The sequence below is a fragment of the Streptomyces sp. NBC_00873 genome (assembly GCF_045207415.1).
Classification (GTDB): domain Bacteria; phylum Actinomycetota; class Actinomycetes; order Streptomycetales; family Streptomycetaceae; genus Streptomyces.
In genome coordinates this window covers 8,715,907-8,737,714 of the sequence record NZ_CP108803.1, presented here as the reverse complement: position 1 = coordinate 8,737,714, position 21,808 = coordinate 8,715,907, and the positions used below count along the sequence as shown (strand labels likewise).

The window sequence follows — 21,808 nt, the reverse complement described above, 5'->3', positions numbered from 1 at the left end:
TCACAACTCCCTGACCAGGACTAGGGATTGGGCCTTGGCCCAGCTGACCACGGGGCCGTCGCGGCAGAGCAGGAGGGGACCGAGCTGGCAATGTCCGCAGTGGGCGGTGGCACATTGCATATTGCGTTCCAGCGAGACCCGGATCAGCTCCGGATCGATGCCGTGGTGCACCAACTCGCCGGCGGTGGCCCGGATCATCGGCTCGGGGCCGCAGATGAATGCCGACGACGCCCCGGGGGCGAAGGCAGCCCGGTCGAGCAGGGTCGTCACCACGCCGACCTCTCCCCTCCACAGCTGGTCCGGGCGGTCCACGGTGGTCAGGACCCGGGCAGTCGACCGCCAACCGCGCATCTCCTCCCTGTAGAGCAGCTCGTGGGGCGTGCGCGCTCCGATGAGAACGTTCAGCCGTCCGTACCGCTCGGGTGCGGCAATCGCGTCGCGTACGAGCGGGCGCAGCGGCGCCAGACCGATGCCGCCGGCCACGACGATCAGGTCCGTCCCGGCCGCGGCGGGCAGTTCCCAGCCGATGCCGAACGGTCCGCGCACTCCGACCATGTCACCGCGCCGCAGGGCGTGCAGCGCGCCGGAGGTCACCCCGACCGTGCGGACGGTGTGCGTCAGCCGGTGCCCGTCGATCCCGCTCACCGACAGCGGGATCTCACCGACGCCGAAGGCGTACACCATCGCGAACTGCCCCGGAGCGAAGATCTGGAGAGCCGAACGGACCGGCTCCAGGACGATCGTGGCGGTGTCGGAGGTCTCGGCCTCGCGCGCCACCACCCGGTACGGGAGGGGCACCCCCGACGGGCGAGCAGTCGATGTCGCGGGAGCCGTCATCTCGCCTCGCCGACGTCAGGGGGCCCGTACAGGTCGAGCAGGCGGAGGCGGGTGGACTTCAGCCGCCGTGCGATCACCTGCGCGACGCAGTTGGTCAGCGCCAGGCCGAATACGGGATCCTCCTCACACGCGGCGCGGACCCCCTCCGCGTCGAACTCGGACGCCGAAACGGTGCTGCGGGCCTGCGCGCCGAGGTGCCAGCGATACGGCTCGAACAGCCAGGACCAGCCGAGCAGATCACCATCACCGAGGGTCTCCACGACTGCCGCGGACCGGCCCGGGACGTGGATGTCGAGCGCGACGAGCCCGGAACGGATGATCCAGAACCGGTCGGCGACGCCTCCCTCCTCGAAGATGCGGGTGCCACAGGGGAAGGAGACATCGCGGGCAGTCGCGACCAGCCGCTCGCGGTGGCCGAGCGACAGGGCGCCGAGAAAGCCGTGGCGGACGACGGTCATGCCGGGTTCTCCCCCGGCTCGTGCCCAGCGGCCTCCCGTTCCAGGTTGAGCGCGTGGGCCTCCTCGGTGATGTCGATGCCGACCGGGCACCACACGATGCATCGTCCGCAACCGACGCACCCGGAGCTCCCGAATTGGTCGTACCAGGTGCCGAGTTTGTGGGTGGCCCACTGCCGGTACCGGCTGCGCGAGGTGTCGCGGACCGGGCCCGTCCGAAGGTGGGAGAAATCCAGATCGAAACAGGACTCCCAGCGCCGCCACCGCTCGGCGTGGTCACCGGTGAGGTCAGTGACGTCCTCGGTGGTGGTGCAGAAGCAGGTCGGGCAGACCATGGTGCAGTTTCCGCATGTCAGGCAGCGGGCCGCGACATCGTCCCAGCGCTCGGCCGTGAGGGTCTCGCGCATCAGCAGCTGCAGGTCCACCAGCGGCATGCTGCGCCCCATGCGATCGGCCGCGTCGGCGACACGCTCACTGGCCGCGGTCCGAGTCGCTGCGTCGGCAGGACGGCGTGGCAGCTCGGCAAGAACCGACTGCCCCTCTTCACTCCCGGTGCGCACCAGAAAGCGGTGACCATCGGCATCCAGCAACTCGGTCAGCGCCAGGTCGTAACCGGGCCCCACGGCCGGCCCGGTGCCCATGGACACGCAGAAGCAGGTGGCACCCGGCTCGGTGCACTCCACCGCTACCAAGAAGGCCCTTTCGCGACGTCCGCGGTAGGCCGTGTCACTGTACGTCCCGCCGGTCAGCACCCGGTCCTGGATCGCGATGGCCCGCAGGTCGCAGGGGCGCACGCCGAGGAACGCGTACGACGGCGGTGACGTCCGGTCCTCGGTCACCACCAGCTCGCCGTCGGTGCCGCGGTCGGCGGTCCACTGCCGTTCGCGCGGCGGGTGCAGGAACGTCTTCCAGGACTGAGGGCCCGCGCTGTGGGCGAACGCGGCGTCGTCCTCGCGGGCACACAGCCGGTAGACGCCTGCCTCCAACTCGACTCCCCAGCCGTAGGGGAGTTCCGCACCACCGGAGATCTCGGACAGGACGATCGCTCCGTCGCGTACGGTCGGTCCCACGACCGTACGGCCACGCCCGGCCAGCACTCTGATGAGCACGTCCAGGCCGGCCTTGTCGATCACCGAAGCCGTGCCGTCGTCGTCCGCCATCGCGCCCACCTTCCGACACCGCCGGTGATGCTGTCCCGGCCAGTATGTGCAGGGACCTGCTGCCTGGCCTGGGCCGACCGGGCCCAGCAGGGTCCGGGTGGCGGTGTCCCGTACCCCGTACGGGCCCGGTACGGGTGGCGGGCCCGTACGACGGGAAGAGGCAAGCATGTGAACCTCGCCGCGCGAATCGCCGTCATCGGTGTCGGGAACGACTTTCGCCACGACGACGGTGTGGGCTGGGCTGTCGTGGCCCGGCTGGCGGAACGAGCCGAGGAACGGCCACTGCCGAGCGGGACCGCCCTGCATGTGTGCGATGGCGACCCCGCCCGGCTGATCACACTGTGGGAGGGCACCGGCCTCGCCATCGTGGTGGACGCCGCACACGCACACCCCGGGCATCCCGGTCGGCTGCATCGCCTGGAGCTGGACGGTGGACAGCTGCCGCGGACAGGCAGTGCGACAAGCTCCCACGGGCTCGGGCTCGGCGACGCCGTTCAGCTCGCCCGCGAGCTGGACCGCCTGCCCGGGCAGCTGGTCGTCTACGCCGTGGAAGGGTCAGACAGCAGCCTGGGCAATGGACTGTCGGCACCCGTCGCAGCGGTCGTGGTACCGCTCGCCGAACGGATCGCGGAAGAAATCGAGCATCAGGGGGGTTCTGCCGGCGCCTGATGGACCGGAACCCGCTGTGTCCGACGCCTGGGGCGGCAGCGCGGTGACCCGGCCTGCCTGGCGGCAAAGGTTCCGCGTTCATCCGACGGTGTAGGGCCGCATCATTTCGTTGTCTTCGTGTTCGAGCATGTGACAGTGCCAGACGTACCGGCCCGCCCGGTCGAATTTCGCCTTCAGCCTCGTCACGGCACCCGGGTAGGCGACTGCTGTGTCCTTGAACCCGCTCTCCCACGGCTCGGCAGGCCGGGCGGCACGGCCGGCCTGTTGCCGGTCGAGGACCTGGAACTGGACCTCGTGGATATGGATCGGGTGGGCATCCTTCGTGAGATTGTGAATCTCCCAGATCTCGGTCGCCCCCAGGGCCGGATTCTCCGTGACGGGGTCGTCCCAGCGCATGGGCACAGCGGCTCCGTTTTGGTCCAGCGTGCCAAGCAGCAATTGCCGGGGGCCGACGTGCGGCAGCGACGCGGAGTTCTGCTCACTGAGGGAAAGCCGTCGGATGCGGCTCGCCTTCCCCAATGGCTCGAACGACGGAAGCGAAAGCTGGAAGGGTTGCACGGTCGTGTCCGGTGTGGTGAGCGCTTCGACCACGAGCTTCATGACCTGCCCGGTGGTGGCCGGGTCCGCCGGGGAGAAGTCCGTACCCGCCTTCCCGCCCTGGAATGCTTTGTCGGGGCCCTCGTTGATGAGATACAACTCGGTCCCGACCGGGAGCGACGCGAAGTCGACGATCACGTCGGCGCGCTCGGCGGGAGCGATGAGCACCTGGTCTCGTCGTACCGGCGCGGAGAGGAAACCCCCCTCGCTGCCGATCTGCCAGAAGGGAAGGGCGGGGGTCGCGGGCCTGTGGGCGAGTCCGCGGGTGACGATCTTCAGGATCAGGTACCGCGAGTTGCATCCGTTCAGAAGCCGGAACCGGTAGCGGCGCGGTTCGACTTGAAGGACCGGCCAGGTTCTCCCGTTGGTCACCATCGTGTTGCCGAAGAACTCGGGATTCCAGATCGGAGAGATGTCACTGCCCGGGATGTAGGGGCCCCTGAATCCGTCGAAGGCAGCACGTCCGGCCGGGTAGAAGAGGCTGCCGTCGACGTGGAACGAGCGGTCCTGGATGGCGAGAGGGATCTCGTAATACTTCCGGCCGGGCGGATCACCGGGCCGGGGTGCGGGACCGGGCAACACTCCATCGGGAAGGTCCGCAGGTCCGCCTCGCAGAAGGTAGAACCCCGCCAGTCCGGCGTAGACATTCAGCCGCGTGACACCCAGTGCGTGATCGTGGAACCAGAAAGCCGAGGCTCTCTCCGCATTGGCATACTGGAACACGGCGTCCCCCCGGCCCCAGGCATCGCCGAACCGGTCTTCGAACTTGTCCTTGAACTCCTCGTAGAACGAGCCGACTTCAGCGTATCCCGCGGGAAGGTCAAGCGCGTCCGGGAGGTACCAGGCTTCGGTGTAGCCGTCGCTCTCCTCCGAGTTCCGCCCGCCATGCAGGTGTGTCACGATCGGCACCGGGCCCGAGTACGGTCCGGGTGTCGAGCGGAATCCGGGACGTGAGTCCCGGGCCGACGCTCCGCCCGGAGGGTTCGCCCAGTGCAGTGTGGGGTCGACCGGCAGCAGGTGCGGCAGGTAACGGCCTGTGCGATCACGCAGCTGGTTCTTCCACCTCACCCGCACAGGCGTTCCGAAGCGGGCCTCGACGGTGAACGCGGGGTAGTGGAAGCTGCGCGGATGCAGAGTTGAGCCGTACCCCCATACGGTCGTCGCCGGCAGGCCGGAGGGCAGCACCTGCTGCTGGAACTGCCGCACGCCGATCACGTAGTGGTCGATGCGATCAGCGGCGCCGCCCCCGGCCTGCGGCATGACGGGCGGGACGACGAGCGGCGTGACGTACTTGTCCACCTTTCCCGGATCCAGAAGGCCCCCACCGGCCGGCGCCCAGAGCCGCGGAGCCACGTAACCGGCCGGAAGGAGCGCGAGCATTCCGCCGGCCGCTGCCTGCACTACACGCCGCCTCGTGACCACCTGCGCCCTCCAGCACTCGTCGGGCTGACTCCAGCCCTGCTGTCTGCTCCAGCTCTGCTCGGCGGTGCCCCGAGACCGCCAACAAGTACCGGGCATCATCAGGTTGCCGCAGACGGCATATCAGTGCGTTGCCGGATTACTCCGGACGAGGAATCTCTCGACCACCGCCGGCGGCAGCCAAAGTCGCCGCCGGCGGATCCGGACGTGCTGGGCATGCGGCGACATACAGTGGCCGGATCCTCCAGCGGCCGATTGGGCGCGATCCCTACTGCGGGGCGGGGCCGTGACTCGCTGGCGCGGCGTGAGTTGGAGCAACATGACATGCACCGGGCACCTGAAGCCATGGGCATCACCTGCACGACGCCGTGAACGAAGAATCCGGGGCCTGGGTCGGGCCGCCGTTCAGACCCGTGCCGATGCCCGCCGGCGTCAGCCGCCAGGCCACGTCGGGTGGCGACCAGCCGCCGCCGAGCGGTACGAGCAGCAGCAGGCCGACGGCGGTGAGCGCGGCGCCCGTGACCGCGACCGGCCGGGCTCCGTACCGGTCGGCGAGCCGTCCGCGGACCGGCCCAGCGAGGTCGTGGTCGACCGAACGTCCCCGGCCGGCCGAAGACGGACAAGCTGGACGCGGTCTGGCTGGCCAAGCTCGCCGAGCGCGGCATGGTGCGGGCCTCGTTCGTGCCGCCGGAGCCATTCCGACAGTTGCGGGACTTCACCCGCACCCGCACGGTCTTCGTCCAGGAACGGACCCGGCACAAGCACCGGGTGGAGAAGGCTCTGGAGGACGCACAGATCAAGTTGTCCACCGTCGTCTCGGACCTCTTCGGCATGTCGGGTCGGGCAATGTTCGACGCCCTGGTCGCCGGTGAGCGCAACCCCCGCTTCCTCGCGGATCTCGCCAAAGGAAGCCTGGTCAACAAGAAGCCGACGTTGATCGAGGCTCTCACCGGGCGGTTCGGGGACCACCACGGCCGTCTGCTGCGGATTCTTCTGGGCACCGTCGACCATCTCACCGAGCAGATCCGCGATCTCGACCGGCTGATCGGCCAGACCTTGGAAGAGATCACCAGGCCGCCAGCCGACCTGGTCGCCGGCACGGCGAGGACCGGGCAGGAGCTGGCCGAACGCCTGGACGCAATTCCGGGTGTCGGCCCGATGACCGCGCAGATCAACCTCGCTGAGATCGGCGTGGACATGAGCCGTTTCCCCACCCCCGAGCACCTCGTCTCCTGGGCGAAGCTGTGCCCGCGGACCATCCAGTCCGGGGCGAAGAACACCGCAGGCCCGGCCGGATGGGGCTTGCCCACGCGAACGTTGATTTTCCGTTCAGCCTAGCTAAGCTCCGGGCATGCGAGATGACACGATAGGTCTGGTCTGGAAAGGCATCAACTACGACACCGGCACCAACTACGCTGAAAGCGGCTTGTCACGCAAGCCCGTGCCCAGCGGCCTGATCCGTCAGCACATGGCGGTCATCCAAAACGATCTGAACTGCACCTCGGTCAACCTCTTCGGCACCGACATCAGGCGGCTGACCGAGACCGCCGGTGCCGCCCTGGACCTGGGGTTACACGTCAGTCTGCAGCCCCGAGTCATAGAAGCCGAGCCGGACGCAATGCTGCAACACCTCGCGGCAGCCGCCACGGCCGCCGAAGAACTGCGGGAGTGGTACGGCCGGGTCACCCTCAATGTTGGCTGCGAGCTGACGGCCTTCGGCTCCGGAATCATCCCCGGCGGCACTCACGCGGACCGGTCCGCCAAGCTGGCCGACCCGCAGTGGTGGCCGCGTTTCCCGGAGTTCAACGAGGAGCTGAACGACCTACTCGGACGCGCTCGTGATGTGGCCCGGGCGCACTTTGGCGGCCACCTGACCTACGGAGCAGGTCTGTGGGAGGAGGTGGACTGGGACGGCTTCGACATGGTGGGGCTGAATTACTACCGGATGGCCTACAACGACGCCGACTACGCCACCAACCTCCGGCGATTCCATCAACACGGCAAGCCCATAGTGATCACCGAGTTCGGCTGCTGCTCCTTTGACGGCGCCGCCGAGATGGGCCCGGCCGGTTACGGCATCATCGACTGGACGGCCAATCCCCCCAGACTGGCAGGCTCGTTCATCCGCAATGAGCAGGTACAGGCGGATTACCTGTCACAACAACTGGAGCTCTTCGCGGCCGAGAGGATCTACGGGGCGTACGTGTTCGAGTTCATCGCGCCAAAGCCCCACTCACCCGACGCGCGCTACGACTTGGACATGGCCAGCTTCGGCGTGGTCAGGGCGATCGGGGACAGCTGGGAGCCGAAGGCCGCGTTCCACGAACTGGCCAGGCTCTACAGCTCCCACTGAACCCGCAGCCACCTCGCTGAGAAAGGTAGGTACCCCCGGCTGCGCACTCACCCCTTGGAATAGATCATCTTGTCGAACAGCGCGGCGCCCACTACCTGTTCACGATCAAGGGGATCCAGAAGAAGCTCGCCCGCCAGCTGCACACGCTGCCCTGGAAGGACATCCCCGTCGTCCACCGCGACGACACCACCGGCCACGACCGCAGCGAACGCCGGCTCATCCAGGTCGCCACCGTCAACAACCTGCTGTTCCTCCACGCCCGCCAAGTCCTGCGCATCCAGCGCAAGCGGCGTGCGGCCGGGCAGAAATGCCGGCGCACCGAGACCGTCTACGCGATCACCGACCTGCCCGCCGAGCAGGCCACTGCGGCCGAGATCGCCTCCTGGGCCCGCGGCCACTGGACCGTGGAAACACCGTGCACTGGTGCCGCGATGTCACCTTCGGCGAGGACGCCGGCCAGGTCCGCCGCCACCGCACCCCCGCCGCCCGAGGCGCCCACTCCGACCGGCACCGCATCCTCACGCTCTACGGACTCACGTGATCACGAACCCGGACATCCAACCTGAACGCCGGGGCCCTGGACCTGACTGACCATGCCTGGATCACACCGGAGGGGCAATTGATCATGGTGCCAACTATCCCTCTTCTGTGCCAACTAGAATTCTGAGTCACACCCGGTCAGCGGCGTACGCGCGGCATCCCCAGGCCGATCCACGAGATGATTTCCCGCTGTATCTCGTTGTTGCCACCGCCGAAGGTGAAGATGACGGCGGACCGGTATCCCCGTTCGAGTTCGCCGTGCAGGACGGCGCCCGCCGAGCCTTCCTTGAGCGGTCCGGCCGAGCCGAGGATCTGCATCAGCCAGGCGTAGGCGTCGCGGCGCGCCTCGGAGCCGTAGACCTTGACTGCGGAGGCGTCCTGCGGGGTGAGGGTGGAGCGCTGGACGGCGGAGACCATCTGCCAGTTGAGGAGCTTCATGGCGTCGAGCCGGGTGTGGGTCCGGGCGAGGAGGGCACGGACCCAGCCGAGGTCGATGACCCGGCGCCCGTCGGCGAGCTCGGTGCCGGCGGCCCAGCGCTGCACGTTGTGGAGGGCGCGGATGGCCATGGTGCCGTGGGCGGCGAGGGTGACGCGCTCGTGATTGAGCTGGTTGGTGATGAGCCGCCACCCCTTGTTCTCGTCGCCGACGCGGCGGGAGACGGGGACGCGGATGTTCTCGTAGTAGCTGGCGGTGGTGTCGTGCGAGGCGAGGGTGTTGATCAGGGTGCAGGAGTAGCCGGGGTCGCTCGTGGGGACGAGCAGCATGGTGATGCCCTTGTGCGGCGGGGCGTCGGGATCGGTGCGGACGGCGAGCCAGACCCAGTCGGCGGTGTCGCCGTTGGTCGTCCAGATCTTCTGACCGTTGACCACATACGTTCCCCCACTCTCGGCTTCGCTCGAGCGGGAGGTGCCCCCCTCGTCGCGTACGGCGCGCGTCTTCAGGGCCGCGAGGTCGGTGCCCGCGTCGGGTTCGCTGTAGCCGATCGCGAAGTCGATCTCGCCTGCCAGGATCTTCGGCAGGAAGTACGCCTTCTGTTCGTCGGTGCCGAACTGCATGATCGTCGGGCCGACGGTGTTGAGCGCCATTAGGGGCAGCGGTACGCCCGCCTGGGCCGCTTCGTCGAAGAAGATGAACTGTTCCATCGGGGACAGGCCGCGTCCGCCGTACTCCGTGGGCCAGCCGACGCCGAGCCAGCCGTCGGTGCCGAGGCGTCGGATCGTCTCGCGGTAGAAGCGTTTCTGTACGGTGGGGTCGTCGTATCTGGCGTAGGCGTTGTCGGGGACGAGTCCGGCGAAGTACGTGCGCAGCTCGGCGCGCAACTGCTGCTGCTCAGGCGTGTATTCGAGGTGCACGGCCCCTCCAGGAGTCTCGCGGTCGCGTCGCCCGTGTGCGGCGGCGCACACAGTAGAACGTGTTGCAAGAATCCGGAAGGGCCGTGGAGCCGCACCCGGGGTGTCAGCGCTTGACGGCGCGCAGCACGACGAACTTCGGGTCGCCTGCGACGGTGGTGCAGTTACCGAAGATCCGGCGCAGCTGCGTGTGGTACCCGAGGTGCCGGTTGCCGACGACCCACAGCTCGCCGCCCTGCCGCAGCACGGTCCGCGCCCCGTGGAACATGTTCCGGGCGGTGGCGTCGGTGGTCGCCAGGTGCGAGTGGAACGGTGGGTTGTTGAGCACCAGGTCCACGCTGCCCGGGGCCAGGTCCGCCGTCCCGTCACCGACCAGGAAGCGGGCTTCGGCGTCGGCGCCGGCATTGGCGCGGAAGGTCGCCTCGGCGGAGGCGACCGCCTGGTAGGACTCGTCGACGAAGGTGACCGCCGCTCCGGGGTTGGCGAGCGCGGCGGAGGTGCCGACGACCCCGTTGCCGCAGCCCAGGTCCACGACGCGGTCGTGGCCGGTGCGCTCGGGAAGATGGTTCAGGAAGAAGCGGGTGCCGATGTCGAGGCGCTCGGCGCAGAAGATCCCGGCGTGGTTGACCACGGTCCGGCCGGAGACCGCGCCGACGTCGCCGGGCAACTCGTACCGGTACGGCCAGGGGCTGGGGGTACGGGCCAGCGCCGGGTCCGGGGTGCAGAAGATCAGCCGAGCCTTCTTCACCGCGAGCGAGGTGCGGGTGGGGCCGATGATCCGCTCGAACAGTTTGAGGGTGGAGGTGTGGATCTCCTTCACCATGCCGGTGCCGATGACGACGGTTCCGGCGTGCACGGCGGGCGCGAGCCGGTGCAGCTGATCCTCCAGAAGCGCGAGGCTCTTGGGAACCCGCACGAGAAGGACATCGATCCGGTCCGGCGGGGTGTCCCTGGCCGACAGGAGACGTACGGCGTCCTCGTCGTGGCCGTTGCGGACGAGGTTCGCCAGGGTCGCGCGCTGGGCGAGGTACGAGTCGGTGATCTGTACGGGGCGGTGCCCGGCCAGCACCGTGCTCAGCGCGCCCCAGCGGTCGCCCACCACGACCACGGTGCCGGTCAGCTCGACCGGGGTCGCGCCGTCGGTCCCCTCCAGCTGCCGGAGCAGATATTCATCGGCAGCGTCCCAGCCGCGGAACGGGTCGCGCGGGTGCTCGGGGTAGCGGGCGAGCTCGTACTCGCCCTTTGACGTCGTCAAACGGTTCATTGTGCCTTCAGGCTAGCCGAGCGGCGGGGAGCGCCCACACACTCCCCGCCGCACCGGCTGCCCGTTACGGCAACTGCTTCTCGATGGCCGCCCGGCCCTCTCGTGCCAGTCGGCGCTGTGCCCACTCCAGATTCTGCGGGGTCAGGTCCCGCCCGGAGGCGAGCACCAGGTCCTCTGCCGACGCATCGTCGCTCCCGCCGGTGTGCAAGAGGCTGTCCGGGGTCACCCCCCGGGCCAGGGATGCGGATACGGATTCGGGGTCTTCGCTCATGCCGCCTCCTCGTCCTTGCGGCAATTCTCGCCCTGCGGCTCCAGAAGCGCATCCGAAGCGTTCACTTGACCTGCACATGATAAGTACCCTGCGTCCACACCCTGGTCACGGTGCGTGTGGAAGGCTCCCGCTGACCACGTACCACACGACCGCCACGACGCCGCCCCCCACCCTGTGACGGCGTCGCGGTGCCGCATGCCCCGGAGAGGACACCCCACATGTCCCGTCGCCACCTTCACTACCGGCGCCCATTAATCGCCACCCTCGCCGCCTTCGCGGTTCTCGCCGGCACGGCCGCCGCCGCACCGGCGGCCGCGACGCCACTCACCACGCTCGACGACACGTACTACCAGAGCGCAATCGGCAAGACCGGAACCCAGCTCAAGAGCGCCTTGCACTCGATCATCAGCGTCCAGTCGAAGATCTCGTACAGCCAGGTCTGGGACGCGCTCAAGAACACGGACCAGGACCCCGCCAACCCCTCGAACGTGATCCTGATCTACTCCGGTCGCTCCGAGCCGAAGAGCGACAACGGCGGCTCGGTCGGCCAGTGGAACCGTGAGCACGTCTGGGCCAAGTCGCACGGCGACTTCGGCACCACCACCGGACCCGGCACCGACATCCACCACCTGCGCCCGGAGGACGTCACCGTCAACTCCATCCGCGGCAACAAGGACTTCGACAACGGCGGCAGCGCGGTGGGCGGGGCGCCGGGCAACTACACCGACGGCGACTCCTTCGAGCCGCGCGATGCGGTCAAGGGTGATGTCGCCCGCATGATCCTCTACATGGCGGTGCGGTACGAGGGCGACGACGCCTTCGCCGACCTCGAACCGAACGAGAAGGTGAACAACGGCTCCGCGCCGAACATCGGCAGGCTCTCCGTGCTGAAGCAGTGGAGCCAGGAGGACCCGCCGGACACCTTCGAGAAGCGGCGCAACGACGTCATATTCGACCAGTACCAGCACAACCGGAACCCGTTCATCGACCACCCGGAATGGATCGAATCCATCTGGTAGACGGGCCCATTCGTCCAGCACGCGGTCACGTCGTCGGGCGAACCGCCCGACGACGTGACCGCGTACGAGCGGACGGCGCGTGCAGCAGGCGTGACGGGCACGGCCCCGGCCGGCCCCTCGTCCGTACCGGCCAGGCGGGCACGCCGGTCATTCCACGGTGTCGGCGACCCGGCCACCCTGCCTCCGAGGTCCTGCGCGACGCGGTGGGGGCATTCGCGCATGCGGCCCGCGACAGCCCGCTGCCGTCACCCGCTTGCCGGCCTCGGACGCGGCCTCGCCCGCCGTGGCGGTGGTGCTCGGCCGGCTCCCGGCCGTGACCATGCCGGTGGTGCCGCTCGTCCGGCGCTGCAGCGTTCCGGCTAAGGGTTGTCCCGTAATCCCTGGCGGGACAGCGCGCGGCGTCAGATGCGGTGCATCGCAAGGCGGAGGGGCGTCCGCGTACTGGATGTATTCGGATGTTCCGACAACGCGGCGAGGTGCCGTAGCTGACGTCGTGCGCCCGCCAGGGATTACGGGACAACCCTTAGGCACTGTCCGACGGATCTTGAGCGCCCACCGCAGTCCTGCGCCATGGAAGGGCTCGCCGAGGACGGCGAGGAGTACGACCAGGCGTGGTGCGCGTTGGCGGAGACGTCGCGCCACTGTGCGCTGCACGTTTGGCTGGCGAGAACGGGGTCGGCGAGACGGCCGGCATCTGCGCCCCGCTGGCATCCAGCGATCGCAACGGCAGTGGAAACGCGTCCGAGATTGCCGGGGTCCGGCATTGCCAGGTCCCACCAGGTCCGGCAACCTGGGCGACTGAACGGGCGCTATTCGCGTTCCGAACCTCACCTGACCGGAAGGCGGAGCGGACTTGGTATGGGTGGTAGGAGCGGGCATGCTCATGGGTCTGCTGTGGATCGCATTGGGGATCGTGACGCTCCGCACCGGGTGGATCCTGCCCACGGCGCGCCGCCACGTCACCAGACCCCAGCTCCACGGCCTCGGCGCCCTGGCAACGGGCGCATCCCCACTTATGAACGGCCTCTTCTACTTCCGGATCCTGCCGAGCGCCTCGTGGGACGTCCGCTTCTTCGGCGGAAACGCCCTCTTGTTCACTGGTCTCCTCCTCATTGCCACCAGCCAGCTGCTGTCGCCCCGCCGAAACCCCGACCACACTGATCCCTCAGGCGTCTAAGGGGTCGCTCTCTCCCGGTGTTTCATCCCGTGGATTGCGTTTCGTCCTATGGTGTCGAGTCGCTCCAGGACACGGTGGTCTCGCCGGTGAGACGGCGGGTCATGAGGTCGGTCATGGCGAGGTGGATCACGGCTTCGGAGCGGGTGGGCAGAGTTCATGGCCAACGCGGCGAGCGGCCGTGCTGGACGACGCGACGGGGCAAAGCCTGCCGGGAGGGGCGCTAGGGTGCGGGCATGATCTCGCATAACTACCTCTCCGAACTCTTCTCACTGGACGGCCGGGTCGCCGTGGTGACGGGCGGCAGTTCCGGCATCGGCCGAGCCATCGCCGAGGCTCTCGCGCGAGCGGGGGCGAGCGTGGTGATCGTGGCGCGCAAGGAGTCGGAACTGGCCGCCACGGTCGACGACCTGGCGGCGGACGGCTGCCGGGCGGCCTGGGTGAGCGCCGACCTGAGCACCCGCGACGGGGTGCGCGCGGCGGCGGAGCAGGCAGCCGAGGTGTTCGGCGAGCCCGACATTCTCGTCAACAGCGCCGGGATCAACCTGCGGCCGCCGATGGGCGAGCTGGGCGAGGAGGTGTGGGACGCCACGATGGCGGTGAACCTGGAGGCGCCCTACTTGTTGGGCCGGCGGTTCGGGCCCGGCATGGCCGAGCGGGGCTTCGGGCGGATCATCCACATCACCTCCCAGCAGGCGCACCGGGCGTTCGTCCAGAGCGGCGCCTACGGGGTTTCCAAAGGGGCGCTGGAGTCGCTGGCCCGCTCTCAGGCGGAGGCGTGGTCGCCACACGGCGTCACCTGCAACACGCTGGTGCCCGGCTTCGTCATGACCCCGCTCAATGCACGGTTGTCGTCCGACCCGGAGAAGGTGGCGGCGCTGGCCGCGCGCACGATGGTCGGGCGCAACGGCCTGGCCGAGGACTTCGCCGGAGCATCGGTGTTCCTGGCCAGCCGCGCATCCGACTACGTCACCGGGCAGGCGATCTTCGTCGACGGCGGGTTCTCCGTTCACTGAGCTCAACACCGCATGAAAACCGGACGAACTGGGGACCACGCGCAGAGCCGGGGATTTTTGGGCTCTGGCCGCAGTTGCGTGACCGATCTTGAAGGCGAGCGTCATTGCCGGAATGCTGACGCGGGTGGAGAGCAACGGTGCAGATGGGTGGGCGTCGATGCAGGACGCCCTTGCGCGCGTGTTGTCACAGCCCGTGCCGTACCTGGTCACCGCCGGGTCCCACGTCGCCATCGAGGCGGCCGAGCAATGGGATCTGCCGGACGGCGACCGGGCTGCCCTGCGAGAGTGGGGCTTGCCAAGGTTGCCGCTTTTCACGCCCCGCCCTCAGGTCGGCACGGTCCCCGCTCTCCCGCCCAACCGCGCTGGGCGCGCACCCGGTCACGCGTGACCGGGTGCGCGGATCGGGACGTGCTCCGACCATGGCAAGCACGTGCGGCGGAACGTCGGCGAGCCACTCGCCGACCGCCGGCAGCGACCTCGCCCTGGCCAGTACGGCGCACGCGGTGAGCGCGAGCACGGCGGCCAGGGTATGGCGTACTCCGCGCGGATCAGGCGGGTCCGGCACCTCGGCGAGGCGCTCCAGCAGGCCCGGCACCTCACTTCCCCTTGGACCGCATGGCAAACGCCTCAAGGATTTCGTTGCCGTTCTTGTCCACGCCCACCTTGTAGGCGACCGCGGCGTAGCTGTTGTCCTTGAGCTTGTTCCTTGACAGTGGGCTCGGCCGTGTGGTCGCTCTGTGGAGTGATTGCCGGGTATGAGGGCGGTGGCCGCGCTCAGGCGCGGCGGACCCGCCAGAGCCATGCTGCCGTACCGGCCAGCAGGGCGAGCGTCGCCAAGTTGGCCAAGAGGGCTGGGGTGTCGCCCGCCGGGCCGCCGTTGGACAGGTTCCAGGTGGCGATGACGGCACTCGGCAGGACGGCGGCAAGCAGTACGCCGGTGGTCTTCTGGACGGCGATCCAGTGCACTGAGGTGCAGAGAAGTACCGCGCCGATGACGCGGAACAGGACGCCGAACAGCGGGCCGGGGGCGGCGGGGAAAACCATCATGAAGGGCAGCGAGAGGGTGAGCATCAGGAGCGGGACCAGGGGGTGCACCTTGCCGCGCCGGGCGGGTGCGCCGACAAAGCCCCGGGCCGAGGCCCCGGCGGCCCCGTTCCCCGCCTCGGCCAGCGCCGTCGCCGCGATCGTGCGGGGGTCCCCCAGCTCCGCCAGTACCTCGCTGATCGCGGCGTCGGGGCGCTCGGCGCGCGTCACCTCGATGTGTTCGGCGAGGTCGGCGAGGAGTTCCTGGCGGCGGTCGGCGGGGAGTGCGGAGGCCTCGCGCTCAACGGCGGAGAGGTAGTCGCGTACGGGGTCGGCAGAGGTCTTCATACGAGGTCTCCGGTGGAGGGGTGCGGGGTGGTGAGGAAGGTGTCGACGGCGTTGCGGAAGCCGGGCCAGACGCGGGTGAACTCGTCGAGTGCGGCCCGGCCGCTGTCGGTGAGCGCGTAGTAGCGACGGGGTGGTCCGGAGACGGACTCCTGCCAGGTGGTCCACACCAGGTCGTCGCGGCGGAGCCGGGAGAGCAGCGGGTAGACCGTGCCCTGACTGGTGGCCATGGCACCGGAGTCCTCCAGGGCGTGGAGGAGTTCCACGCCGTAGCGGGGGCGGTCCCGCATGAGGGCGAGTACGCAGTACTCCAGGACACCCTTGCGCAGCTGGGCGGCTGCCCGGGCCTGCTTGGTCGAATCACCTGGTTCCATGCGATGCAAGATACCTGGTGGGGCAAATGGATGACAGGGGGCGCGGATCCCCTTAGCGTAGGACCCAGGCCAGGCGCACCCGTGGCGGACGCAGCGTCCGAGCAGTCGCCAGGCCGAACCGCGCCGGTCCCGCGGCGATCAGACCACCCGACACCCCGCTCTTGGCGGGCAGCCCCACCCGCAGCAGCCAGTCGCCCGAGGCGTCGTACATGCCGCACGTCGCCATTACGGCGAGCACCTGCGCGGCGACCGTTTCCTCGGCGACCGCCTCATCGGTGAGCGGGTTCACCCCGCCGTGCGCGAGCGTCGCGGCCATAGCGGCGAGGTCCAGGGCCGTGACCCGCACCGCGCACTGCCGGAAGCAGGTCTCCACCGACGTCACCGGGTCGACGGGCAGCAGACCGGTGCTGCGGATCAGATAGGCGAGGGCGCGGTTGCGGTCGCCGGTGGCGACCTCTGAGGCATACACCGCCTCGTCGACGTCCAGCTGCCGTCCGGCGAACCGGCTCGGGCAGTCCAGGATGCGGTCGAACCTCGGGGCGTCGGCGGTGTCCGGGATCAGCGCGGTGGTGACGATCGCACCGGCGTTGACCATGGCGTTGGCCGGCCGTCCGGTCGCCCGTTCCAGACTGATGGCGTTGAACGCCTCGCCGCTGGGCTCGGCGTTGACCCAGCGGCACACCTCGTCGAGTCCGAGGACGGACAGCGCGAGGGCATAGACGAATGGCTTCGAAACGGATTGCATGGTGAACGGGACGTCGGCCTCACCGGTGCTGTAGCGGTGGCCGTCCATGCTGATGAGCGCCAGCCCGAAGGCGTCCGGGTCGGCCGGCGCCAACTGGGGTATGTAGTCGACGAGTTCCCCGACCCGCTCCCCCGCGAAGCAGCTGCGCAGTTCCCACAGGACGTCCGTCACTGCATCGGCGGCGGCGCTCACCTCGCCCCCCTCGTCAGCTGCGCTCGGCCTGGGCGATCCGGGGGAACGACTTGACGCCCGCTGCCTTACGGCTGTTCGCGTGCTCGCTGACCGTCCTGCCGGGCGGGGCGTCCGCGAAGCCGAGCACCACGGAGTCGAGGACCTTGCCCGACGCATCGACGAACTCCACCCGGACCGCGTAGAACGCCGGCTTGCCGGTGGGGTTGGTGACGCGGACCAGGGCGCTTCGGAACTGCTCGGACTTCGCGACCGGCAGCCCGGTCACCGAGACGTCCTTCACGGCGTTCCCCTGCCCCTGGACTCCTGCGAGCTGCTTGGTCGCCCGCTGCCTGTTGCGTTCGACCTCGGCGGAGACCGAGGCCGCGAATGACTCCTGGGTGCGCGGCGAGGCGCTCGCGGACGGCGACTCGGCCGGGCCCGGGGACACCGTACGGGTGCTCCTGGCCGTGCCCGGCGCGGTGGTGCCGGAGCCGCCGCAGGCGGCGGTTCCGGCGACGATCAGCGCGGCCAGCAGGGCGGGGGGCAGGCGGCGGGCGGTGCGGCCGCCGAGGGTGCGCCGCAGGGGGCGGGACTGGTTCACGGACACTCCGGGTCTGCTCGGGAAAGTGGGTCGACGGCAAACGGCAGGACGAGGGGACGCACTGGACGAACCCGGATCCGCCGGGCTCCTCCACTCGGGTCACTCGGCGTCGTCGCCGAAGACCTCGCGGAGCCGCGCCTCGCTGAGGGTGTCCAGGTTGCTGTGGAGGAGCTCGACGCCGCCACCGGGGAGCGCGTCGCTGATCCGGTCCGGAACCTCGTCCGTGGTCAGCAGGAACAGCGCCGAAGTGCCGGGCGTCACCTGCTTCTTGACCTCGGCGATGAAGTCGTCGTCGATGCCGACGTCGGCCAGCTTGCCACCCAGCGCCCCGGCCGCCGCGCCGATGGCCGCACCCAGCAGCGGCATCAGGAAGATCAGCCCGAAGAGCATCCCCCAGAACGTGCCGCTCAGGGCGCCCGCGCCAACCAGGTTGAGCAGCTGCTTGGTCTTCGGCTTGGCCTTGTCGGCCGGCCAGCCGACCACCGCGGCGTCCAGGATCTTGATCAGCCCCTCTTTCTGCAGGGACTTGAGCGTGGTCTCCACGTCCTCCGCGCCCTCGGCCGACTGGAACTTCCACACGGTGAGCGTGGACATCGCACATCCCTCCTGAGGCAAGGTCAAGCAATTCGCTCACATTAGGATGAAAAGGTATGAATTGACTCGTCGAAATCGCCCGCTCTGCACGGGAGTGGGCGCAATCCCCCGGAGGGAACTATGGATACGGACGCCCTGACCGCCGGCCTGCTGCAGGAGCTGCGAGCGCCCAAGCCCTATCCGGCTGTGTCCCTGACCATGCCGACGCACCGACGGGCTCCGGACAACGCCCAGGACGGGGTACGGCTGCGCAACCTGCTCTCCGAAGCCGAACGGCGGCTCGACGCCGATCCCGCGGTGTCCCGGGAGGCCAGGGCGGCCATCAAGACGCAGCTGGCCCGCGCGGTCGACGAGGTGGATCGACGCCGCAGGCTCGACGGTCTGGTCGTCCTGGCCACGGCGGACGAGCATCAGATCTGGCTGCTTCCCCGTACGGCGCCCGAACGGGTGGTCCTGAGCGACACCTATCTGACCCGGAACCTGGTGGCCGCGAAGGCCCTGGCCGAACCGTACTGGGCACTGACCGTCGCATCCGACCACGCGACACTGTGGAGCGGAACGCCCGACTCCGTGCACCAGGAGCAGACCGGGGGGTTCCCGCTGACGGTTCCGCAGGAGGAGCCGAACCCGCAGCGCGAGGAGCAGATCGGGGACACACCGAGCACGTTCTCCGACGAGGAGACGCGCATCTTCCTGCGCTCCGTCGACGAGAAGTTGCGTGCCGTCCTGGCCGCCGATCCGCGACCGATGTACCTGGTCGGTCTCGCCCCGGCCCTCGCCCTGCTGGACGAGGTCGGCGGGACCACCAAGCCGGCGGTCCGCCGGGTCACGAAGGGGGTACCGGCCGATCTGTCGCCGAGCGGCTTCCTCAAGGAACTCGCACCTGCTCTCGGCCAACGCCGGGCGGAGGCCGCCGCGGAGGTCGCGGCCAGGCTCGACGACGCCCGCGGCCGCCGTGCGTACGCAGGTGGTCTCGACGAGGTGTGGGCAGCTGTACGGGAGGGACGGGCCGCTCTCGTCGCGGTGGAGGAGCAGTTCCAGCAGACCGTACGGGTCACGGACGAGCACCTGGAGCCGGTGCCCGGGGACACCGTGGGCACAGCCGACGGGACGATCCGCGAGGACATCGTCGACGAGCTCGTCGAGGCGGCGCTGGACAGCGGCGCCGATGTGGTGTTCCTCGCCGACGACTCGCTGGCGGAGCACGGGCGGATCGCGGCAGCTCTGCGCTACTGAGCAGGAGTCGCTGCGCAGGAGGAGCACCCCATGTGAACAGGGCCGGAGCGGGCGCGGCGGTACGCAGGACGGCGGACAGGCTCAGGTCGGCGGGCCGCAGCGCCCTCGCCGCTTCGAGGGCGGAGAAGGCCGGGGGCCACCCGCGGCGCGCCCAGCGACGACGCCCCGTCGACCCCCCGACGGCGGAGACCAGGCCCCGGTGGGCGGCTGGGCTGCGATCGCGGCGCCGCACGGCCGGGCGGACGAGGACACGCGCGGCCGCGCATCTGCCCGGGCGGCCGCAAGGCCCCGTACTGGAGCGATCCGATGCGTGCCCCGGGAGCCGCTGGGACACTGGAGAGGGCGCCCCGGACCCCCGTCCCGCAGAAGACACAGCCCCCTGGGAGAGGAAGTGACCGCGCCATGCCACCCGGATCCAGTGCCAAACGTGTGCGGCAGTACGAACACATCAAGGAGAGTGCACAGGAGCGCGGAGTGAGTGAGGAGCGGGCCGAGGAGATCGCGGCGCGCACGGTGCACAAGGAGCGTGTCCGCTCCGGCGAGTCGAGGACCGCGAGCGATCTGTTCGTCCATGACCTCTCGTCCGCGCGGCGCGGCGGTCCGGGCTCTCCCGGCGGACTCGAAGGCCCCACCCGCGACCAGCTCTACGAAGAGGCCAGGAAGAAGAACGTCAAGGGACGCTCGAACATGACGAAGTCCCAACTGGCCAGGGCTGTCGGCCGCTGAGCGCTCGCCCCTGCCGTTCGGCATCCGCCTCGGGGTCCGTCCGGACAGGGCGTTGTCAGCCGTCCCAGGTCCAGTCGGCCACGTGGGGCAGGTCTGTGCTGTGTTCACGGATCCACGCGTGGTGGCGGGTGCGGACATCCGCCATCGCCTGGCGCACGGCCACGGCGCGGACACCGAGTCAGTCCGGGCACCCGGTCGATGACGTCCATGGCCGGCCGGTAGCGGTCGAGGTCGTTGCGGACGACCATGTCGAACGGCGTGGCCGATACCTCGACGTCGGACAGGCCGGACGCCCCTGCCGGAGCAGAGGCGTCCGGTGCGCGGGCCTCGCTCATGTGCGTCTCCTCGACAGGGTCGCAGGCAGTACGGGCCGGCGTCACGGGACAGCTATGCGGACCGGCTTCCGTCCGCCTCGGGGCCGTACCAGACCGTCGTGGCATTGCAGAACTCGCGAATCCCGTGCCCGGCGAGCTCCCGCCCGTAGCCGGAGCGCTTCACTCCGCCGAAGGGCAGTGCGGGATGGGAGGCCGTCATACCGTTGAAGAAGACACCGCCCGCCTGCAGATCACGCACGCACTGACGGCTTTCGTCGGCGTCACGTGTCCATACGTTGGAGCTGAGGCCAAAGGGGCTGTCGTTGGCCAGGGCCACGGCCTCGTCCAGGTCGGCGGCCCGGTACAGCGTGGCGACGGGGCCGAAGGTCTCCTCGCGGTGGATCCGCATGGCCGGGGTGATCGCGGTGAGGACGGTGGGGGCGTAGAACCAGCCGCGGTCCAGCCTCGCGCCCAGGCCGGTGGGCCGACTGCCACCGCAGAGCACGGTCGCGCCCTGCCGTACGGCGTCGTCCACCAGCTCCTCGATGTCGGTGCGGCCCTGTTCGCTGGCGAGGGGGCCAATGTCGGTGGACTCCTGCTGCGGGTCGCCGACCTTCAGAGCACGCATTCCCGCGGTGAACTCCTCGGCGAACTCGTCGTACACATCGGTGTGCACGATGAACCGTTTGGCGGCGATGCAGGACTGGCCGTTGTTCTGCACGCGGGCGGTCACCGCTGTACGGGCGGCCTGCCGCACGTCGGCCGAGGGAAGGACGAGAAACGGGTCGCTGCCGCCCAGTTCCAGCACGGTGTGCTTCACCTCGTCGCCCGCGATCGCCGCGACCGCGCGGCCGGCCGGCTCGCTCCCGGTGAGGGTGGCGGCGACGACCCGGGGGTCACGCAGGATGGACTCGACCGCCCCGGACCCGACCAGCAGCGTCTGGAAGCAGCCTGCCGGGAAACCCGCCCGGCGGAACAGGTCCTCCAGGTACAGCGCGGTCTGCGGGACGTTCGACGCGTGCTTGAGCAGGCCGACGTTGCCCGCCATGAGCGCGGGGGCCGCGAACCGTACCACCTGCCAGAGCGGGAAGTTCCACGGCATCACGGCGAGGACGGGGCCCAGCGGACGGTAGTGGACATAGGCCCGGGAGGCTCCGGCGTCGCCCACGTCGCCCGCCGACGGGTGCTCGTCCGCGAGAAGGCCCTCGGCGGCGGCCGCGTACCAGCGCATGGCCTTGGCGCATTTCGCGGCCTCCGCACGGGCTGCCTTGACGGGCTTGCCCATTTCGGTGGTCATGGTGCGGGCGATGTCCTGCTGGTCCGCGTCGAGGAGGTCGGCGGCCAGGTTCAGCAGGCGGGCCCGTTCGCCGAACCCGGTCGTACGGTACTCCCGGAACGTGGTGTCCGCGGTCGCGAGCCTGCGTTCGATCTCCGCGGCTCCCAGTGCGTCGAACGTCTTGAGGGTCTCGCCGTTCGCGGGGTTGACCGTCGCGATGGGCATGACTGCCGCCTCCTTGCCTCGGTTCTTCGACCGTGCCGCGCCACGCCCCGTCGC

The 21,808-nt window shown here is 69.5% G+C and carries 21 protein-coding genes and 5 pseudogenes; 10 read left to right on the top strand and 16 right to left on the bottom strand.

The annotated features are described in order from the left end of the window. Genes OH809_RS40605 through OH809_RS40595 form a run of 3 tightly spaced genes read right to left on the bottom strand, consistent with a single transcriptional unit; the run spans nt 1 to nt 2,452 of the window. Complete coding sequence (locus OH809_RS40605) at nt 1–837, bottom strand: FAD/NAD(P)-binding protein (RefSeq protein ID WP_406416000.1); 837 nt, start codon at nt 835–837, stop codon at nt 1–3. Beyond that, nucleotides 834–1,295 carry a cyclic nucleotide-binding domain-containing protein gene (locus OH809_RS40600; RefSeq protein ID WP_406416002.1) on the bottom strand — a complete coding sequence of 154 codons (462 nt, stop codon included), beginning with the start codon at nt 1,293–1,295 and terminating at the stop codon, nt 834–836. The genes OH809_RS40605 and OH809_RS40600 overlap by 4 nt, the downstream gene beginning before the upstream one ends. Next, a complete protein-coding gene (locus OH809_RS40595) occupies nt 1,292–2,452 on the bottom strand; it encodes a 4Fe-4S dicluster domain-containing protein (protein WP_406416003.1) in 1,161 nt (386 codons plus the stop codon). The genes OH809_RS40600 and OH809_RS40595 overlap by 4 nt, the downstream gene beginning before the upstream one ends. A gap of 27 nt (nt 2,453–2,479) precedes the next feature. On the opposite strand from OH809_RS40595, the gene OH809_RS40590 reads away from it, so the two are divergent. Further along, nucleotides 2,480–3,121 carry a hydrogenase maturation protease gene (locus OH809_RS40590; protein WP_406416004.1) on the top strand — a complete coding sequence of 214 codons (642 nt, stop codon included), beginning with the start codon at nt 2,480–2,482 and terminating at the stop codon, nt 3,119–3,121. Between the two features lie 78 nt (nt 3,122–3,199). Here the strand turns inward: OH809_RS40590 and OH809_RS40585 are convergent, their stop codons facing one another. Further along, entirely contained in the window at nt 3,200–5,119 is a 1,920-nt protein-coding gene (locus tag OH809_RS40585) for a multicopper oxidase family protein (RefSeq protein WP_406516176.1), read from the bottom strand. 627 nt (nt 5,120–5,746) lie between these two features. Between OH809_RS40585 and OH809_RS40580 the strand changes: the two are divergent. The 4 genes and pseudogenes from OH809_RS40580 to OH809_RS40565 form a co-directional block, all read left to right on the top strand. Further along, nucleotides 5,747–5,914: pseudogene (locus tag OH809_RS40580) on the top strand (transposase); the annotation flags it as partial. A 54-nt stretch (nt 5,915–5,968) separates the two neighbouring features. After that, nucleotides 5,969–6,475, top strand: a complete 507-nt coding sequence (locus OH809_RS40575; protein ID WP_406516324.1) for a transposase — start codon at nt 5,969–5,971, stop codon at nt 6,473–6,475. Between the two features lie 13 nt (nt 6,476–6,488). Beyond that, entirely contained in the window at nt 6,489–7,490 is a 1,002-nt protein-coding gene (locus OH809_RS40570; RefSeq protein ID WP_406416008.1) for a hypothetical protein, read from the top strand. 71 nt (nt 7,491–7,561) lie between these two features. After that, nucleotides 7,562–8,031: pseudogene (locus OH809_RS40565) on the top strand (ISAs1 family transposase); the annotation flags it as partial. Nucleotides 8,032–8,168: 137 nt separating this feature from the next. On the opposite strand, the gene OH809_RS40560 reads toward OH809_RS40565, so the two are convergent. The 3 genes from OH809_RS40560 to OH809_RS40550 all read right to left on the bottom strand — a co-directional run bounded on the left by OH809_RS40560 (nt 8,169) and on the right by OH809_RS40550 (nt 10,915). After that, nucleotides 8,169–9,383, bottom strand: coding sequence for an acyl-CoA dehydrogenase family protein (locus OH809_RS40560; protein WP_406416010.1), 1,215 nt, complete (start codon nt 9,381–9,383; stop codon nt 8,169–8,171). Nucleotides 9,384–9,486: 103 nt separating this feature from the next. Continuing rightward, nucleotides 9,487–10,644 (bottom strand): methyltransferase, encoded by a 1,158-nt coding sequence (locus OH809_RS40555; RefSeq protein WP_406416012.1) that lies wholly within the window; start codon nt 10,642–10,644, stop codon nt 9,487–9,489. Between the two features lie 64 nt (nt 10,645–10,708). Beyond that, complete coding sequence (locus OH809_RS40550) at nt 10,709–10,915, bottom strand: hypothetical protein (RefSeq protein ID WP_406416013.1); 207 nt, start codon at nt 10,913–10,915, stop codon at nt 10,709–10,711. Nucleotides 10,916–11,133: 218 nt separating this feature from the next. On the opposite strand from OH809_RS40550, the gene OH809_RS40545 reads away from it, so the two are divergent. Continuing rightward, nucleotides 11,134–11,934 carry an endonuclease I family protein gene (locus OH809_RS40545; RefSeq protein WP_406416015.1) on the top strand — a complete coding sequence of 267 codons (801 nt, stop codon included), beginning with the start codon at nt 11,134–11,136 and terminating at the stop codon, nt 11,932–11,934. An 877-nt stretch (nt 11,935–12,811) separates the two neighbouring features. Next, on the top strand, nt 12,812–13,111 hold the full coding sequence (locus tag OH809_RS40540; RefSeq protein ID WP_406516175.1) for a hypothetical protein: 300 nt from the start codon (nt 12,812–12,814) through the stop codon (nt 13,109–13,111). A gap of 46 nt (nt 13,112–13,157) precedes the next feature. Here the strand turns inward: OH809_RS40540 and OH809_RS40535 are convergent. Next, nucleotides 13,158–13,265: pseudogene (locus tag OH809_RS40535) on the bottom strand (IS5/IS1182 family transposase); the annotation flags it as partial. A gap of 79 nt (nt 13,266–13,344) precedes the next feature. On the opposite strand from OH809_RS40535, the gene OH809_RS40530 reads away from it, so the two are divergent. Continuing rightward, a complete protein-coding gene (locus OH809_RS40530) occupies nt 13,345–14,124 on the top strand; it encodes an SDR family NAD(P)-dependent oxidoreductase (protein WP_406516174.1) in 780 nt (259 codons plus the stop codon). A gap of 184 nt (nt 14,125–14,308) precedes the next feature. Here OH809_RS40530 and OH809_RS40525 read toward each other — a convergent pair whose 3' ends face one another. From OH809_RS40525 to OH809_RS40500, 6 genes and pseudogenes are all read right to left on the bottom strand, one after another. After that, nucleotides 14,309–14,719 carry a transposase family protein gene (locus tag OH809_RS40525; protein WP_406416020.1) on the bottom strand — a complete coding sequence of 137 codons (411 nt, stop codon included), beginning with the start codon at nt 14,717–14,719 and terminating at the stop codon, nt 14,309–14,311. Nucleotides 14,720–14,898: 179 nt separating this feature from the next. After that, nucleotides 14,899–15,495: an HAAS signaling domain-containing protein gene (locus tag OH809_RS40520; protein ID WP_406416022.1), complete on the bottom strand. Its 597-nt coding sequence runs from the start codon at nt 15,493–15,495 to the stop codon at nt 14,899–14,901. Continuing rightward, nucleotides 15,492–15,866: a PadR family transcriptional regulator gene (locus OH809_RS40515; RefSeq protein WP_406416024.1), complete on the bottom strand. Its 375-nt coding sequence runs from the start codon at nt 15,864–15,866 to the stop codon at nt 15,492–15,494. Before OH809_RS40515 ends, OH809_RS40520 begins: the two co-directional genes overlap by 4 nt. Nucleotides 15,867–15,969: 103 nt before the next feature. Beyond that, nucleotides 15,970–16,803, bottom strand: a pseudogene (gene glsA, locus OH809_RS40510) (glutaminase A); the annotation flags it as partial. Nucleotides 16,804–16,816: 13 nt separating this feature from the next. Next, nucleotides 16,817–17,383 (bottom strand): hypothetical protein, encoded by a 567-nt coding sequence (locus OH809_RS40505; RefSeq protein WP_406416026.1) that lies wholly within the window; start codon nt 17,381–17,383, stop codon nt 16,817–16,819. A 99-nt stretch (nt 17,384–17,482) separates the two neighbouring features. Further along, the gene (locus OH809_RS40500; protein WP_406416027.1) at nt 17,483–17,977 is read right to left on the bottom strand and encodes a DUF1269 domain-containing protein; all 495 of its coding nucleotides are present in this window, start codon (nt 17,975–17,977) and stop codon (nt 17,483–17,485) included. A 120-nt stretch (nt 17,978–18,097) separates the two neighbouring features. On the opposite strand from OH809_RS40500, the gene OH809_RS40495 reads away from it, so the two are divergent. Next, nucleotides 18,098–19,213 carry a chemotaxis protein gene (locus OH809_RS40495; RefSeq protein WP_406416029.1) on the top strand — a complete coding sequence of 372 codons (1,116 nt, stop codon included), beginning with the start codon at nt 18,098–18,100 and terminating at the stop codon, nt 19,211–19,213. Between the two features lie 402 nt (nt 19,214–19,615). After that, a complete protein-coding gene (locus OH809_RS40490; protein WP_406416030.1) occupies nt 19,616–19,939 on the top strand; it encodes a plasmid stabilization protein in 324 nt (107 codons plus the stop codon). Nucleotides 19,940–19,994: 55 nt separating this feature from the next. On the opposite strand, the pseudogene OH809_RS40485 reads toward OH809_RS40490, so the two are convergent. After that, nucleotides 19,995–20,202 (bottom strand): annotated as a pseudogene (locus OH809_RS40485) (hypothetical protein); the annotation flags it as partial. Nucleotides 20,203–20,326: 124 nt separating this feature from the next. Beyond that, nucleotides 20,327–21,754 carry an NADP-dependent succinic semialdehyde dehydrogenase gene (locus tag OH809_RS40480; RefSeq protein WP_406416032.1) on the bottom strand — a complete coding sequence of 476 codons (1,428 nt, stop codon included), beginning with the start codon at nt 21,752–21,754 and terminating at the stop codon, nt 20,327–20,329. Between the last annotated feature and the right edge of the window lie 54 nt (nt 21,755–21,808).